The 15,703-nt window shown below is 72.1% G+C and carries 19 protein-coding genes and 1 pseudogene; 8 read left to right on the forward strand and 12 right to left on the reverse strand.

Annotation, left to right across the window (positions count from 1 at the left end):
* Positions 1–153: 153 nt before the first annotated feature.
* A complete protein-coding gene (locus HF526_RS32410) occupies positions 154–363 on the reverse strand; it encodes a CAP domain-containing protein (RefSeq protein WP_211178134.1) in 210 nt (69 codons plus the stop codon).
* A 366-nt stretch (positions 364–729) separates the two neighbouring features.
* On the opposite strand from HF526_RS32410, the gene HF526_RS32415 reads away from it, so the two are divergent.
* Complete coding sequence (locus HF526_RS32415) at positions 730–1,236, forward strand: three-helix bundle dimerization domain-containing protein (protein WP_169385475.1); 507 nt, start codon at positions 730–732, stop codon at positions 1,234–1,236.
* Positions 1,237–1,288: 52 nt separating this feature from the next.
* Here the strand turns inward: HF526_RS32415 and HF526_RS32420 are convergent, their stop codons facing one another.
* Positions 1,289–1,720 (reverse strand): hypothetical protein, encoded by a 432-nt coding sequence (locus tag HF526_RS32420; protein ID WP_169385476.1) that lies wholly within the window; start codon positions 1,718–1,720, stop codon positions 1,289–1,291.
* 251 nt (positions 1,721–1,971) lie between these two features.
* On the opposite strand from HF526_RS32420, the pseudogene HF526_RS32425 reads away from it, so the two are divergent.
* Positions 1,972–2,666: pseudogene (locus HF526_RS32425) on the forward strand (AMP-binding enzyme); the annotation flags it as partial.
* Positions 2,667–3,154: 488 nt separating this feature from the next.
* Entirely contained in the window at positions 3,155–4,210 is a 1,056-nt protein-coding gene (locus HF526_RS32430) for a M20/M25/M40 family metallo-hydrolase (protein WP_239029430.1), read from the forward strand.
* A 120-nt stretch (positions 4,211–4,330) separates the two neighbouring features.
* On the opposite strand, the gene HF526_RS32435 is transcribed toward HF526_RS32430, so the two are convergent.
* The 7 genes from HF526_RS32435 to HF526_RS37215 all read right to left on the reverse strand — a co-directional run bounded on the left by HF526_RS32435 (position 4,331) and on the right by HF526_RS37215 (position 10,054).
* Complete coding sequence (locus HF526_RS32435) at positions 4,331–5,794, reverse strand: protein adenylyltransferase SelO (protein ID WP_169385477.1); 1,464 nt, start codon at positions 5,792–5,794, stop codon at positions 4,331–4,333.
* Between the two features lie 168 nt (positions 5,795–5,962).
* On the reverse strand, positions 5,963–6,301 hold the full coding sequence (locus tag HF526_RS32440) for a hypothetical protein (RefSeq protein ID WP_169385478.1): 339 nt from the start codon (positions 6,299–6,301) through the stop codon (positions 5,963–5,965).
* Between the two features lie 123 nt (positions 6,302–6,424).
* On the reverse strand, positions 6,425–6,550 hold the full coding sequence (locus tag HF526_RS36665) for a hypothetical protein (protein ID WP_275404292.1): 126 nt from the start codon (positions 6,548–6,550) through the stop codon (positions 6,425–6,427).
* 28 nt (positions 6,551–6,578) lie between these two features.
* On the reverse strand, positions 6,579–7,058 hold the full coding sequence (locus HF526_RS32445) for an NUDIX domain-containing protein (RefSeq protein WP_169385492.1): 480 nt from the start codon (positions 7,056–7,058) through the stop codon (positions 6,579–6,581).
* A gap of 4 nt (positions 7,059–7,062) precedes the next feature.
* Entirely contained in the window at positions 7,063–7,806 is a 744-nt protein-coding gene (locus HF526_RS32450) for a hypothetical protein (protein ID WP_169385479.1), read from the reverse strand.
* A gap of 73 nt (positions 7,807–7,879) precedes the next feature.
* Positions 7,880–9,010 (reverse strand): alpha/beta hydrolase, encoded by a 1,131-nt coding sequence (locus HF526_RS32455; RefSeq protein WP_169385480.1) that lies wholly within the window; start codon positions 9,008–9,010, stop codon positions 7,880–7,882.
* Positions 9,011–9,043: 33 nt separating this feature from the next.
* Entirely contained in the window at positions 9,044–10,054 is a 1,011-nt protein-coding gene (locus HF526_RS37215; protein ID WP_169385481.1) for a GTP-binding protein, read from the reverse strand.
* Between the two features lie 66 nt (positions 10,055–10,120).
* Here HF526_RS37215 and HF526_RS32465 point away from each other — a divergent pair, with 66 nt between their 5' ends.
* Both HF526_RS32465 and HF526_RS32470 read left to right on the forward strand, forming a co-directional pair.
* Complete coding sequence (locus HF526_RS32465; RefSeq protein ID WP_169385482.1) at positions 10,121–10,564, forward strand: SRPBCC family protein; 444 nt, start codon at positions 10,121–10,123, stop codon at positions 10,562–10,564.
* Between the two features lie 68 nt (positions 10,565–10,632).
* Complete coding sequence (locus HF526_RS32470) at positions 10,633–11,637, forward strand: carbohydrate kinase family protein (RefSeq protein WP_169385483.1); 1,005 nt, start codon at positions 10,633–10,635, stop codon at positions 11,635–11,637.
* 105 nt (positions 11,638–11,742) lie between these two features.
* Here HF526_RS32470 and HF526_RS32475 read toward each other — a convergent pair whose 3' ends face one another.
* Entirely contained in the window at positions 11,743–12,231 is a 489-nt protein-coding gene (locus HF526_RS32475) for a LamG domain-containing protein (RefSeq protein ID WP_169385484.1), read from the reverse strand.
* A gap of 108 nt (positions 12,232–12,339) precedes the next feature.
* Between HF526_RS32475 and HF526_RS32480 the strand changes: the two genes are divergently transcribed.
* Both HF526_RS32480 and HF526_RS32485 read left to right on the forward strand, forming a co-directional pair.
* Positions 12,340–12,804: a cupin domain-containing protein gene (locus HF526_RS32480; RefSeq protein ID WP_169385485.1), complete on the forward strand. Its 465-nt coding sequence runs from the start codon at positions 12,340–12,342 to the stop codon at positions 12,802–12,804.
* Positions 12,801–13,613 (forward strand): alpha/beta fold hydrolase, encoded by an 813-nt coding sequence (locus tag HF526_RS32485; RefSeq protein WP_169385486.1) that lies wholly within the window; start codon positions 12,801–12,803, stop codon positions 13,611–13,613. Before HF526_RS32480 ends, HF526_RS32485 begins: the two co-directional genes overlap by 4 nt.
* A 36-nt stretch (positions 13,614–13,649) precedes the next feature.
* Here the strand turns inward: HF526_RS32485 and HF526_RS32490 are convergent, their stop codons facing one another.
* Together HF526_RS32490 and HF526_RS32495 are read right to left on the reverse strand one after the other, a co-directional pair.
* Positions 13,650–14,201 (reverse strand): thioredoxin family protein, encoded by a 552-nt coding sequence (locus HF526_RS32490; protein WP_169385487.1) that lies wholly within the window; start codon positions 14,199–14,201, stop codon positions 13,650–13,652.
* A gap of 112 nt (positions 14,202–14,313) precedes the next feature.
* Entirely contained in the window at positions 14,314–14,619 is a 306-nt protein-coding gene (locus HF526_RS32495) for a putative quinol monooxygenase (protein WP_169385488.1), read from the reverse strand.
* A 98-nt stretch (positions 14,620–14,717) separates the two neighbouring features.
* Between HF526_RS32495 and HF526_RS32500 the strand changes: the two genes are divergently transcribed.
* Positions 14,718–15,692 carry a GlxA family transcriptional regulator gene (locus tag HF526_RS32500; protein ID WP_169385489.1) on the forward strand — a complete coding sequence of 325 codons (975 nt, stop codon included), beginning with the start codon at positions 14,718–14,720 and terminating at the stop codon, positions 15,690–15,692.
* The last annotated feature ends 11 nt before the right edge of the window (positions 15,693–15,703 follow it).

The raw sequence follows: 15,703 nt of genomic DNA on the forward strand, positions 1-15,703 counted from the left end.
GCATCGTCACCGCACAGCCCGCCTCGGCCGACGGCGAGCCGACCACGCCAACCGAGGCACTGACCGCATAAACTCAACCAAGATCACGCGGAGTCGATCTCATACACCAGCTCCGCGGACGTGGCCCGACCCGCTGCGTGGTGCTCCATACCATCATGTGGACTTCTCGCCGTACCAGCCTTGCACCCCACCGGCAACCGTGGGGTTGTCCGCGAGGTTCTCACCCTGGCCGTTCGGATTCGGGTCGTGGCACAGCTGGCCCAACGGCGCCGTGATGTTCGCCCACCCCTGCGCCGCGGCGGCCAGCGAGTCGTCCCAGGTCAGTGCCGACGTCCCGACTTCGCTGCGATATTGATTCTGCAACTGCACGATCGTGGCTTGATCGGCGGCACCAACCGCAGAGGGGGCGGTGGCCCCGGTGGAACCGGTCGGGCCTCGAGGACGCCCGACCTCGTGACAACTACCTCTGGGCCGAAGCGCCCGGCCCCGACTTCACCACCATCTCGTTACAGGAAAGCGCCGACGGCAGCCACATCATGTTCCTCGTCGCCTCCTCCCCCTGCGTCTGGCCCGACGGCACCCCACAACCCTGACGTCCGCCGTCGCGACGGCGGACGGCGTCCGCTGCGACGGGGTCGGGTAACCTCCGTGAGCAGTTGATCAACCTTCGGTGCCGGGCCGCCTCCCGCGCCGCGCACCGGCCTGCCCCGCGACCGCAGGAGCGCATCCATGAGCACATCGCCCGAAGTGGACGCCGTCCGTTCGCGGATCTCGTCCAAGTGGACGCAGCCGATCCCACCGCGAGCCGACGAGAACATCAAGCTCGTCCAGCGGAAGATCAACCAGAACCTGAAATACGCGCAGCCGGGGGTCACGGCGAGCGACCCGGCCGACCGCGTGCGACTGCCCGGATCGCCCAGCCTCATGGCACAACTGGGACAGCCACTCCAGGCCGCGACGAACGAGGGGCCGAGCGAGCACGCGGACGAACCGGCGGATTCGGACGACTGGCTGGCTCGGGCGTCGGAAGAACGGATGGCCAACCAGTGGGAGCACGTCACGGCGCGGCTGCTCCGCGACTTCGCCCCGGCGGGCGGCCCCGACGCCGACGCCGTGCTGGCTCACATCGCCGAGCAGCGCACGGCCCTCGACGAGGCGACGGTGCGCGACTACCTGCCGGTGCTGGTGGAGCGGGCGGTCCGGCGGCTGCTCACACCGGAGGAAACCGGGAGCTGACCGGGGCGGGCAACGCCGGTCGGGCCCGGCCCGGTCGGGCCCGACCCGCTGCTCACGCAGGCCGGATGGCCTGCCGAGCGGCCGCCAGCCGAGCGGTCATCTCCTCGAGGAACTGCCCCGTCGCCGTACCGAGCATGCCCAGGCAGCGCAGGAAATGGTCGTGGACGTCCGTCGGCTCAGCCACGAGCAGCTCGACGGATGCACACACGTTGTCCAGCGCCGGGTTGAGGTACACCTTCGCGACCTTGGTCACCCGCGACGCCGCCGACGCCGCCAGCGCCGCCGCCTCGACCTCGGTCTCGTTCGCGAGTGGGTAGAAGTTGGGGAAGAGCAGGTGGAAGTAGGTGTCCTCCTGCGTCTCCATGATGAAGTGGTGCCGGCCCTCGAAGCGGAAGTGGATGTCTCCCTCGTCATCGACCTTCGGGCGGAATCCCTGCTCGGTGAGGAACTCGACGTGCAGATCCCGGATCTCGCTCCAGGTCATCCTTCCCCCAGTTCGGTGAACGCGACATGCCTGCCTGTTGATCATAGGGACCACCCCGCCCGCCGGGATCAGGAGATGCGGCCCGGCCGTGCCGCGTCCTCCACTCGACCTCCCCGCACGTGCGGTTACGCCCGCGGGGAGAGGGGGACACCCGGGGCCGGGCGCAGGGCCGCCGTGGTGGCCATGCCGGCGGTCAGCGCCGCACCGTGCAGGTCACGCAGCACGAGCAGGGCGGAGACCTCGCCGCCGAGGCTCCGATGTCCGCGGCGAGGCCGGCCGAGGCGTGCGAGCGGATCGGGCCGATGGCGCAGCTGTTCGGGCAGTCCGAAGCGCCGATGATGATCTCCACGATGCCCCCGCGGACCATCGCCGCCCGGACGGCTCGATCGCCACCGAGCGGCTCTCCTCCGCCGGCCGCCCGTTCCTGCTGATCACCGTGGCCATCATGGGCGAGGACGGCCGCCTGCTCGCACCGGGCGAGCGCGGCGAGATCGTGGTCCGCAGCGCGCTCGCTGGTGATGGCCGGCTACTACAAGAACCCCGAGGCCACGGCCGAGGCCGGCAAGCACGGCTGGCACCACACCGGCGACATCGGCCATCTCGACGACGACGGGTTCCTGTTCATCGTCGACCGGGCCAAGGACATGGTCATCACCGGCGGGTTCAACGTGTACTCCGCCGAGGTCGAGCAGGCACTCATGGCCCCCGACGCCGTACGTGACTGCGCCGTCATCGGCCTGCCCGACGACAAGCGAGACGAGCGGGTCACCGCGGTGGTCCGGCTCCAGGTGGGCACCACCGTGGAGGCCGACGCACCGATCGCCTTCGTCAAGGAGCGGATCGGCAGCGTCAAGGCACCCGAGCAGGTGGAGTCTGGCCCGATCTTCCCCGCTCGACGGTCGGCAAGGTCCTCGAGACCGATATCCGCCGCGAACTCCTCGGCTGAGCGCCGCGCCACGGCACGGACATCTCGACGACGCCGGCCCCGACGACTGCGATGCGCACCTCGGACAGGTTCGTCGGGACCGATCCTCGGCACCGCTGTCACGCATGGGAATGATCAGGCACCGCACAGGGAACGCTCGGCATGAAAGCCGTTGGACGGTGCCAGCTCATGGCCCTGTCCGGTGGAGGTGGATGCGATGGGTCGGGACGACACCCGTGTCGAGAGACACGCTCGTCCACAGCCACCTGGTACGAGCCCACGTCAGCGGCGAGCCGGCCGAGGAGTCGTCGAGAAACACGTGGTGTCGTGTCCGGCGCGACCAGGCCCGGACGCGGGGTGGGCTCGGGACCGACGTCTGTCGACGACCACGACCATCGCCCCTCGCAACCGAGTGCGGTGTGCGGCTATGACAGGCGGCAACCGGTTAACGCTCCTGCCGTGGCCCGCGATCGCTGGCCCGCAGCAGCGAGCCCGATGAGGAGGCCGCCATGCCGCTCGCGGCGCCCGCGCCAGCCCGGGCTCATCCACGGCTGGCGCTGCTGGCCATCGCGCTCGTGCTCCTGGCAGGGTGCACGTCCACCGGTTCGGGGACGCCGAGCACGATCGGCCAGGTGGTGGATGGACAGCTGGCGCAGAGGCTCAAGAGCGACGTGAGCGAATCCGGAGCTTTCACCCATCTGCAAGCATTACAGAAAATCGCCGATGAGCACGGCGGACATCGCGCCGCCCCAGGCCCCGGATACCAGGCGAGCGTCGACCACGTCATCGCCGCTCTGCGCGCCGCCGGCTACGACGTCGGCACCGCGGCCTACGGATTGTCCCAGCGGGAAGGCGGTGGTGACGGCCAGATGACGTCGCAGAACATCATTGCGCAGACGCGAACCGGCGATCCAGGACACGTGGTGATGATCGGCGCCCATCTGGATTCGGTGAAGAAGGGTCCCGGCATCGTCGACGACGGCTCCGGTGTGGCGGCGCTGCTGAACATCGCCGGCCACCTCGGCGCATCACCACCGGTGCGAAACGCTGTCAGATTCGCTTTCTTCGGCTCGGAGGAGAACGGCTCGCAGGGGTCGAGGAGCTACATCGAGAGCCTTTCCGCCGAAGACCGCGGAAAAATCATGCTGTATCTGAACGTGGACATGGTCGCCTCGCCGAACGGCGGATACTTCGTGCAGGGCGGAACGGGGAGCAACAAGTCAGCAGCCGGACCTCCCGGTTCCGCCACGGTTGCGCATGTCCTCGCCGACCAGCTGGCCAAGACCGGGGTGACCGCCCAGATGATCGAGTTCGTCGGGGATGACGAGTCGCCGTTCGTCGCCGCGAACATTCCGGCTGCCGGAGCGGAGAACGGCGACCGCAGGAAGAAGAGCGAGGAACAGGCTCAGATCTGGGGCGGCCAGGCGGGGCAGGAATTCGACCCCTGCTATCACACCGCCTGCGACCGCCTGGACAACGTCAATCGCATCGTGCTGGACCACTACCTGCACGCGCTCGCCGGAACCGTCGCCTACTTCGCGACATCGGGCGAGAAGCTCTCCTGAACTGCCGCGAGGACGGCGTCCGCACAAGCGCCGGCGTCGAGGCTGACCGGTCCGTCGCGGCGGGCTGCAGGCCAGGTTCCGCTGCCGTCACTCCACCAGGCCGTGATCCCCGACGGCCCTTCAGGTGCCGCAGTAGGTCACGTAGGGGGCGGAGCCCGTGGCCGCGGGCTCGCGGTAGCTCTCCAGGCCGGGACGCTCGACGAACGGACGGGCAAGCACCTCGACCAGCCGCTCGAACGGCGCCGTGTCGCCGTCGGTCGCGGCGGTCAGCGCCTCCTCCACCCGATGGTTGCGCGGGACATAAGCCGGGTTGATCCGGTCCATGGACGCCGCTACGGCGGTCCGGTCCGGTGGCAGCAGTGTCTGCCACCGCGCAGCCCAGGCGTCGAACGCCTCCGGTTCGGCGAACAGGGACCGCACGGGTTCCGGGCGTCCCCGCAGGTGCGGCGACAGCGCCCGGAAGAACAGGGTGAAGTCGACCTGTTGGGCGTTCAGCAGCTCCAGCAGGTCCTGGGTCAGCCGCCCATCGGCCGCTCCCAGGCCGAGTTTCGCCGCCATCCCGTCGGCCGCGTACCGGTCGTAACGCTCGGCGAACGAGTTCAGCACGTCGGTGGCGGCCTCGACCGCTGCGTCCGTGCTCTCGTCGATCAGCGGCAGCAACGTCTCCCCGAGACGCGCCAGGTTCCACTGGGCGATGCGCGGCTGGTTTCCGTACGCGTAGCGGCCACCGTGGTCGATCGAGCTGAAGACCGTCGCGGGGCTGAAGGCGTCCATGAACGCGCAGGGCCCGTAGTCGATGGTTTCGCCGGAGATCGTCATGTTGTCGGTGTTCATGACGCCGTGGACGAACCCGACGAGCATCCACCGCGCCACGAGCGCGGCCTGCGCATCGACGACACGTCGGAAGAACTCCAGGTACGGGTCCTGCACCCCTGCCGCCTCAGGGTGGTGGCGCGCGATCGCGTAGTCGGCCAGCTTCTGCACGAGCGCCGGGTCACCGGACGCGGCGGCGTACTGGAACGTGCCGACGCGCAGGTGACTCGCGGCGACGCGGGCGAGCACCGCACCCGGCAGCGTCGCCTCCCGGAAGACCTCCTCACCGGTGGCCACCACCGCGAGCGCACGGGTCGTCGGGATGCCGAGCGCGTGCATCGCCTCCCCCATCACGTACTCGCGCAGCATCGGCCCGACGGCCGCCTTCCCGTCGCCGCCGCGCGCGAACGGGGTGCGGCCAGAGCCCTTCAGGTGCAGGTCGCGGCGCTGCCCCCGGCAATCGATGAGCTCGCCGATCAGCAGCGCCCGGCCGTCTCCGAGCCGGGGCACGTACCCACCGAACTGGTGGCCGGCATAGGCCTGGGCGACCGGGGACACCCCGTCCGGCACCCCGCTGCCGACCAGCAGCGCGACACCCGCCGGCTCCCGCAATGCCCGGGGGTCAGCGCCCAGCTCCGCGGCCAGTTGCTCGTTGAGCACCAGCAGCTCGGGCGCCGGCACCGGCGCCGCCGTCCACGGCACGCACAGGCCGGGCAGCGCTCGGGCGTAGGAGTCGTCGAACTCGAACAGCACCCGGGCGGCGACGGTCATGAACCCGAGGCTACGTGGTCGCGCGGCCGGCCCGAGCCGAACGTCCGCGGCAGCAGCCGGGCGACGTTCCCCGCACAGGTGCCACGTCCCGTTCGGGAACACCTCACCGGAGCGGGACCTCTTGGCCCCGCACTGCCGGGACGTCCCGTCTTCCGACGGGACGGTCAGCTAGGGCCGTTTCGACGGCGGCTCGGTCTCCGACTCCTCAGCCATCGGCTCGCGATCCCGAGCCCCGGTGTCGAGGAACTCGGCCATCGGCTCCCGATCCGCGGGCCCGGCGTCGAGCTCCTCGGCCATCGGCTCCCGATCCGCGGGCCCGGCATCGAGCTCCTCGGCCATCGGCTCCCGATCCGCGGGCCCGGCATCGAGCTCCTCGGCCATCGGCTCCCGATCCGCAGGCCCGGCGTCGAGCTCCTCGGCCATCGGCTCCCGATCCGCAGGCCCGGCATCGAGGAACTCGGCCATCGGCTCCCGATCCTTCGGCCCGGTGTGCGACTGCTCAGCCATCGGCTCCTCATCCTCCCCGCGCGTGTTCCGGCGGACGAGAAGGACATCGTCATCCCGCTGCCGGGCTGGCGGTAGCCCTCATGCGCGGGAATCCACCTGATGCGCGGCCAGCAGTAGCGGTCCTCATGCCTCGCCGTCGCCCGCTACCGGCAGGAACGCGCCGACGAGCACCCCGCCGCGACGACCGCCGGGGAAGCCGGCCGGGTCGGACCGGTGACGACGATCGGCGCCGGCAACGCTTCCCGCCACCGGACGACCGTGGGTCGCGACGGCCCGATCAGCGCTCGGACCCGCCCGGCGTCCGCCCGTGCTCCAGATAGAACACGCCGCCTCCGGCGCCGATCGCGGAACGAATACGACGGGCGAGGCGTGGAAGGACGTAGCTGTCCAGTTCTGCGAGCTCGACCCACTCCCATCGGTCCAGCTCATCGGCCGCGAGCCGGATGCGGTCCTGGTCGGCGCCGAGGTCACCGCAGTCGAACAGGAACAGCAGCTTGTCCCCCTCGCGCTCGTGCGGTGCCCAATCCACCGCGATCAGCCGGCGAGGTGTCCGCTCGAGCCCGAGCTCCTCGGCGACCTCACGGCGGCATGCTGCGGCCGGCGATTCGCCGCGCTCGACGTAGCCGCCCGGGATGTCCCACATGTCCTTGTAGACGGGGTGGACCACCAGCACCCGGCCGGCTCCGTCGAGGAACAGCGCGCCCGCCGCGACACGCGGCGTGGCGAAGGTGCTGCTCGGATCCTCGCTCGGTAACAGCTGCTCAGATCTCCCGCAGCGTGTCCCGCACCGTCCGGCCCTGCGCGAGAATCTTCTCCGTGTAGTCCGCGGCTGCGGGACCGACGGATCCGGCACCCGGGCCGATCGGCCCGGATCCCGCGACGCCGGCCCGGCGCAGCCGCGCCGGGTCCTCCTGGTCCAGCTCGGCGGCGATGTCGGCCAGCTCGGACAGGTTCTCCTCGATGACGTGCAGCTCGCCCGCGACGTCCCGGCCGCCGTTCTCCGGCACCGGCCCCTGCGCGAGCAACACCGCCGACCACAGGACCGGGCCCAGCAGCCGGTCCGGGTCGATGGTCGCCGACCGCCATGCCCGGCTCGCCGCTATGGCACCGGCCAGCTCACAGAGCCGTCCGGCGGCTGAGTCCCGCTCGACGTCGAGGCTGAACACCGCACTCCCGGTGCGCGCCTGGTAGCGCCGTTCCGGGCTGTTGACCAGGTGGATCAGCGAGAGCAGGAACCCTGCCAGCACGACACCGATCGGGATCCCGGCGACGAACCACACCGCGACCCACAACCAGCTACCGCCACCCAGGACCGCGGCCGTCACAGCTGCGCAGACCAGCACCAGCGCCGTCGTGGCCCCGGCCGGGAACCTGCTGTAGACCAGCGTGCCCCGGTCGTCGATCGAATAGTGCGTTCCCGCGACGATCTCCGGATCGAAGACCGTGTAACCCCTCCCCGTGTGGACCATCGTCGTGAGGTGCTGGTCCTGAACGACCGCGCCCAACCGTTCCATCGTGCTGTGATCCCGTCCCGCATGCGCCCTGCCATCGGGATCATCTGTGGTCGGCGGGGCTCCGTTACCCGGTTGCCGTCGTGTCGCGCCCACCTGCGATGTAGATCACGTTTGGGATCCCGCCGCTGCTTCCCACCAGCGCAAGTGCGGCGCGCAACGCGCTCGCGGCGTCGAGTGTGGCGTCCCGCGCGGCAGCGCTGATCGCGGTGAAGCTGGCGTAGCCGTGGACGAGTCCGGCGAAGCGGCGGGCCACCACCGGCACACCCGCCGCGCGCAGCCGGTCGACGAGTTCCTCGCCCTCGTCGCGCAGCGGGTCGAACCCTGCGGTCGACAGGTAGACCGGCGGCATGCCGGTGAAGTCCTCCGCCCGCAGGATGGCGCCGCGGGCGTCGTCGGACGGCACGCCGTCGGGCAGGTACATCCGTTCGAGCTCGGCCAGGTACTCGGCGGTCAGGCCGAACCCGGTGGCGAACAGCTTGCGGGAGCCGCCGCTGCGCTCGGCGTCGGTCGCCGGGTAGAGCGCGAGCGTGAACGCCGGCACGTGATCCCCCACGACGGCCTGCTGGTGCGCGACGACGAGCGCGAGATTGGCCCCCGCACTGTCCCCGCCCACTGCGAGCAGGTCCGGGTCGGCACCGAGCGCAGCGGCCTCGGCCCGGGCGTAGCGGAACGCGGCGATGGCGTCGTCGAGCGCAGCCGGGTAGGGGTGCTCGGGCGCGAGCCGGTAGTCCACCGACAGCACCCGCACCCCGGCCTGGGCGGCGAGCAGCCGGCACAGCGGATCGGTCGAGGCCAGGCTGCCCAGCACGAACCCGCCACCGTGGTAGTAGATCAACAGCGCCGAGCGGTCGGGCACCCCCGGCGGCACGTACAGCCGGGCGCCGATCGTCCCGGCGGCACCCGGCAGACGCAGGTCACGGGTCACGACGTCGTCGAGTTCGCTGTCGGCGGCGAGCTCGGCGGCGAAGTCGGCCTGCCGGCGCTGCTCGGCCAGCGCGGCCTCGCCGACCGGACCGTCGTGCCCGCTCGCCATCACCTCACCGACACGGTTCAGCAACTGCAGATCGAGATCGAGCAACTGGCCGTCGACGCGGATCTGCGGGCCTGCCAACAGACGTTTCACCGGTCGCGGCAGGCCGAACAGCACCCGGAAGCCCCATCGCAGCGCCCGCACCCGGACCCTCGAGCGGATCATGTTCGCAACGTACGCCGCTGCGCGGCCGTCAGGTCATCCGTCGAATGTGTACCGCAACACGGCCAGCATGTCGTCCGGGTCGGGCTTGCCACTGCGCACGCAGGCCCGCACCGCGGCGTCGATCCGATCGCGCTCCACACCGGAGCCGATCAGCACCAACTGTGTCTGCCGCGGCTCCCCGCGGGCCCAGCTCGAGCGGTCGAACCGCAGGTAGCGGCCGACGGCGTGCAGCGTGAACCGCTGCCGCGGCCCGGGAACTCCGAAGTGGACGAACCCCTTGATCCGGTACACGCCCGTGGGGCGGGCGTCGAGGAAGCCGACCAGCAGGCGCGGGTCCAGGGGCTGCTCGATGGAGATCCCGACACTGTCGTACGCGGCGTGCAGATGTCCGGAGTGGTCCCCGTCGTGGTCGGTGGCCTGCCCGAGCATCATCTGGCGACCGGCGACGACGCCGATGTCGAACAGCAACCGGGGGTCGACCACGCCGTGGCTGGTCGGCACCACGGGAGCTCGGTCGTTGGCCGCCCGGCACAGCCTGCGCACCCGCCAGAGCGCCGCCGCGTCCACCCGGTCGGCCTTGTTCAGCACGACCAGATCGGCCAGCCCGACGTGCCGGTCCAGCTCGGGATGCCGCTTGCGGGTGGCCTCGAACTCCGCCGCGTCGACCACCTCGACCAGCCCACCGAAGCGCAGGCGTGGGTTCTCGCAGCTCAGCACGAGCTGGACGAGGGTGCCGGGGTCGGCGATGCCGCTCGCCTCGATGACGATCACGTCGATGGCCGCGTCCGGGTGCGCGAGCCGGTCGAGCAGGGGCGCGACGCCGTCCTCGCCGACCGCGCAGCACAGACAGCCGTTGCCCAGCGAGACCATCGCGTCGGCCTGCCCGCCGACGAGCATGGCGTCGATGCCGATGCTGCCGAAGTCGTTGACGACCACGCCGATGCGCACATCGAGGCTGTTCGCGAGCAAGTGGTTGAGCAACGTCGTCTTACCGGAGCCGAGGAAGCCGGCGAGGACGACGACCGGGATCTTCCTGCCCTTCACGGCGAATGCCTATCACGCCGGCCGCCCACCGCTCGCGGTCCCGCGCCGCAGCGGCAGGATGAGTACATGGCTCAGGTAACCGCCACCGCCGAGCGCACGGTCAGCGCCCCTGCCGACCGGGTGCGCGCGGCCGTCGCCGACTACGAGACGACCCGTCCGAAGATCCTCACCGACCACTACAGCGACTACGCCGTGCGCAGCGGCGGCCAGGGCGCCGGGACGACCGTGCACTGGAAGCTCGCCGCCACCGAGAAGCGGGTGCGCGACGTGCTGGCCGAGGTCAGCCAGCCGGCCGCGGACCAGCTCGTCGAGCGCGACACGAACTCCAGCATGGTCACCACCTGGACCGTCACCCCGGCCGGGGATGCTGCCAGCACGGTCACGATCACCACGACCTGGAACGGGGCCGGCGGCATCGGCGGCTTCTTCGAGAAGACGTTCGCGCCCAAGGGCCTCAAGCGGATCTACGACGGCGTGCTGGCCAACCTCGACCAGGCCGTCCGGGGCTGACCGGCACTGGCGCGAGGCGGCCCGGCCGTCCAGCATGGACGCCGGAGCCACGACGAGGAGGAGCCCGGATGACCGACCCGGACGGCACGGCCGGCGTGATCGCGGTCGCCGGGGAGGCCCTCGTCGACATCGTGCCCGCTCCTGTCGACGGCTACTTCGAGCTGGCGCCCGGCGGCAGCCCCGCCAACGTGGCGGTCGGCCTGGCCCGGCTCGGCGTCCCCGCCCGGATGATCGCACGCATCGCCGACGACCTGCTCGGCCGCCGGCTGCGCGCGCATCTGGAGGGCAACGGCGTCGAGCTCGACCACGTCGTGACCGCGGACGAGCCCACCTCGCTGGCGCTCGTGTCGGTCGGACCGGACGGCGGGCCGAGCTACGACTTCCGGATCAGCGGCACGGCCGACTGGCAGTGGACGGCCGCCGAGCTCGCCGGAACGCTCCGGCCCGGCGCGGCCGGACCGGTGCTCGCGGTGCACTCCGGCTCGCTCGCACTGACCACCCCGCCCGGCGCGGCGGCGCTGCGGGAGCTGCTGGGGCGTGCCGCGCCGGACGCCACCATCAGCTACGACCCGAACTGCCGTCCGCTGCTGATGGGCGACCCCGCGGACGTGCTGCGCGGGGTGCACGACCTGCTCGCGACCGCCGACGTCGTCAAGGTCAGCGCCGAGGACCTGGAATGGCTGGCCCCCGCAACGACGCCCGAGCGCCTCGTCGAGGACTGGCTGGGCCGTGGTCCCGCGCTGGTCGCGGTGACGCTCGGTCCCGACGGCGTGCTGGCCGGCAGCGCGTCCGGGCTACGCTCGCGGCGCCCCGGGCGCCGGGTCGAGGTCGTGGACACCGTCGGCGCCGGCGACAGCTTCTCCGCGGCACTGCTCGCCGGGCTTCATCGCCACGGTCTGCTCGGCGCACAGGCCCGGCCGGCGCTGCGGGCGATCGACGCGGAGACCCTCGACACCGTGCTCGACGGCGCGGTGGCGGCTGCGGCGATCACCTGCTCCCGGCGGGGTGCCGACCCGCCGACGTCGGCCGACCTCGCCGCCGGCGCGGCCACCGGGCAGCCGGCCGGACCCTGACATGGGAGTACGCGGCCGGTGGTGTCCGAGCACCACCGGCCGCGTACGAGGGTCGTGAGCGGCGGATTCCGGCCCCAGATCCATTCGTCGCCCGCCGCCCACGAGCTAGGGGGGCGGCGCCGGCTGCCGGGCGCCGCCGGCGCCCTCGAGCATGCGGGGCGCGCGGTCCGGGTAGTCGCGCGGCTGGCCGGTGGCCGGGTCGCCCGGGGCCAGCGAGAGCGTCGCCGCCACGCTCTCCGGGAGCGCCCACTGCTTGGCCCAGTCCAGGTGCATCGCCGTGGCCCCGCCCGCGGGCGGGAAGTAGTCCAGTTGCACGGTCATGGTCATCGGACGTGGCCGGAACGCGTCGGTCTTCGGGGTGGAGTACCACTCCGTGCCGTTGACGTACGCGGTGATCTTCTGCGGGGTCCACTCCAGTGCGTACGCCGACCACTGGGTCGAGTCGTGCCGCACCGAGCCGTGGACCGGCTCGGGGCCGCAGGCATGCCGGTCGGGCGGGAGGGTGGTGCCGTCGACCGCGGCAACCGATCGGGACATGTCCGACATGTGCACCGCCGCCACCTCCCGTAACTCCCGCCTCAGGTCTGCGCTCATTTCACCGCAGATCGTGAGCGGAGCCGAGATCGACCACCCGGTCGAGTGGCCCCCCATCGAGACCTTGCCTCGGGTTCGTCCGGTCGTCGACAGCACTGCGTAACGATCATGGCGTCACCCGGCGTGACGGCAACGGGGTCCGCACCCGACACTGCTCGGGTGCACACACCCCCACTCGCGGACGCACACGGCCTGGCACCGCACCCCGAGGGCGGTTGGTACCGACGCACCTGGACCTCGCCGATGACGGTCGAGACCGCCTACGGTCCGCGACCGACCGCGACGGCGATTCTCTACCTGCTCGACAGGGAGTCACGGTGGCACCGAGTCCGCTCGACCGAGCTGTGGCTCTGGCACAGCGGAGCCCCGGTTGCACTGTCACTCGGTGGGGGCGGGATTCGGCCCGAACCCGGTGAACCGCTGCGGCTGGGGCCGGCGGCGCCGCAGTTCGAGGTGCCGGCCGGACACTGGCAGTCGGCCCGGCTGCTCGGGACCGAGCCGGCGCTGGTCAGCTGCGTGGTGTCGCCGGGCTTCGACTTCGCCGACTTCGAACTGGCCGAGGCGGGGCCGTGAACCCCCTGCTCCGAGCCGCCCTGGTCACCGGCGCGGTCGCCGCGGTCGTCGTCGGGCTGCCCTGGGGGTTGCAGCGGCGGCTGATCTACCTGCCCGGCGGCGACACGGTGCCGCCGGTCGGTGCCGCGCTACCAGGTGCGGTCGAGATCGTTCTCGACACCGAGGACGGGCTCGCACTGCGCGCCTGGCTGGTCCCACCCACCGGGCCGGACCGCGGACGGACCGTCCTGTTCACCCCCGGCAACGCCGGGTCGCGGGCCGACCGGGCACCGCTGGCACGGCGGCTGGCGGCCGACGGCTTCGGCGTGCTGCTGCTGGACTACCGCGGGTTCGGCGGCAACCCCGGCCGACCGAGCGAGGAGGGGCTCGCTGCGGACGCCCGGGCGGCGTACCGCCACCTCGTCGACAATCACGGCGTGGACCCGCGGCGGGTGCTGCTGCTCGGCGAGAGCCTGGGCACGGCCGTCGCGACCCGGCTGGCCGGCGAGCGGCGTGTGGGCGGGCTGGTGCTGCGCAGCCCGTTCACCGCACTGGCCGACGTCGCGGCGCGGCACTACCCGTTCCTGCCGGCCCGCGCGCTGTTGCGCGACCGCTACGAACTGCAGACGCGGATCCGCGACGTCCGGGTGCCGACCGCGGTGGTGCTCGGCGGCGCCGACGAGATCGTCCCGCCGGAGCAGAGCCGTGCGGTGGCCGCTGCCGCGCCGCGGCTGGTCGAGGTGCTGGAGATCGCCGGTGCCCGGCACAACGACCCGGAGCTCACCAGCGGTGACGCACTCGTGGCGGCGCTGCGCGCCTGTGCGCGGTAGGTGGCGCCCAGCCACCACCTACCGCGCACGAGCACGTCAGCGCCACTTGATGCTGCAACCGATCGACGGGTACTGCTCCGGTGAGACGGGGCGCCCGGCGAGCACGGCGTCGACGGCGGCACGCACGTCCGCGGCGGTCACCGGGATGTCGTTGCTGCGGCGGGCGGCGTCGAGCTGGCCGCGGTAGACCAGCCGCCGGTCGCCGTCGAAGACGAAGTTGTCGGGCGTGCACACCGCCGAATAGGCACGGGCGACGTCCTGGCTCTCGTCGTAGAGGTACGGGAACTCCCAGCCGTGCCTTTTCGCCTCGGCAACCATCTGGTCCGGGCCGTCCTGCGGGTAGCTGGTGACGTCGTTGCTGGAGATCGCCACCATGGCGACGCCCTGCGCGGCCAGGTCGCGGCCGAGCTGGGCGAGCCCCGCGGCGACGTGCTGCACGTACGGGCAGTGGTTGCAGATGAAGGTGACGACCAGCGCCGGGGACGCGGCGAAGTCGGCGAGCCGGACGAGTGCGCCGGTGGCGGGGGCGGGAAGGGCGAAGTCGGGCGCCGGGGTACCCAGCGCCAGCATGGTCGACTCGGTGGCCATGCCTGACGAGCCTAGGCGCCCCGCTCCCGGGCGGCGGTGGTTCCGGGACCGGGGCGGCCGGCGGGGACGCCGGGCGCGGATCGGGGCCTGATCCCCGCCCGGCTCCCCGGGCTCAGCCTGCGGTCTTGGCCGCCAGGATGTCGACCGGGCGGATGTCCGGCGGCGAGGCGAACAGGTCGCCGGCCACCTGACCCAGCGCCTTGGCCACCGCACCGGACAGGTGCGCCTGCCGGCCGTTGTCGGTGCCGAAGGTGTCGAAGATGCCGAACGTGGTGTCGCCGTGACGAATCGCGTACCAGGTCACCGTGCCGGGCTCCTGCTCGACGACGAGCAGGCCGGCGTTCGGGATTGCGGCGACCTCGTCCTCCTTGCCGGGCTTGGCGTCCAGCGTCACGAGCAGGCCGACCTCCACGGTCATGGGCGGCCCTTCGTCGTCGATGTTGCTTCCTCGAACGCTAGGGCCGTCCGGCATCCGGGACTGGTGGCGGATACGACCCGTTCAGTACCGTTCCCGCCATGAGAGTCGCGATGCTGGCGATCGACGGGGCGTTCGACTCGGGGCTGGCCACGGTCGCCGACGTGCTCGAGACGGCGAACGTGCTGCGCGACGAGATCGAGCGCCCGCCGCCGCCGTGGGAGGTCACCGTCGTGGGCACCCGGCGTCAGGTGCGCACCGCCGCCGGGATGCGGGTGACGACGACGTCGGTCGAGGAGCTCGACGCCCCGCCGCAGCTGCTGGTCGCCCCGGCGCTGGGCGTGCGGCAGTCCGCCGCCGTCGTCGAGACCGTCGGCGCCGCCCGCAACCGGCCGCTCCTCGACCTGCTCGCCCGCTGCCGCTCCGAGGGCATCGAGCTCGCCGGGGCGTGCACCGGCGCGTTCTTCCTCGCCGAGTCAGGGGTGCTGGAGGAGCAACCGGCCACCACCAGCTGGTGGCTGGGCCCGACGTTCCGCGCCCGCTACCCCGGCGTCGACCTGGACACCGGGCAGACCCTCGTCCGGGGCGAGGGCGTGAGCACCGCCGGCGCGGCGTTCGCGCACATCGACCTCGCGCTGTCGCTGGTGCACACGCAGAGCCCCGCGCTGGCCGACCTCATCGCGCGCTACCTGCTCATCGGCGACCGTGCGTCACAGGCGTCCTTCGCCGTACCGACCATGCTCGCCCGCAACAGCCCGGAGATGGCGACGTTCGAACGCTGGGTGCGCAGTCACCTCGACGGCCCGATCCGAATCTCCGCCGCCGCCGCCGCGATCGGGTTGTCCGAACGCACCCTGCAGCGGGTCACGGCGGCGACCGTCGGGATGTCGCCGGTCGAGTTCGTCAACGAGGTGCGCCTCGACGAGGCCGCCTTCCTGCTGCGGTCGAGCACGCTCACCGCCGATGCGGTGGCCGCGCGGGTCGGCTTCCAGAACGCGGGAACGCTGCGCGCCCTGGTGCGCCGCCGCCGCGGCATGACCATCCGGGAACTGCGCCGCGGCGCCACTCGCGCCTGACCCGCCCGCCC

Origin of the sequence: Pseudonocardia acidicola (assembly GCF_012911935.1) — a bacterium.
Lineage (GTDB): Bacteria > Actinomycetota > Actinomycetes > Mycobacteriales > Pseudonocardiaceae > Pseudonocardia > Pseudonocardia acidicola.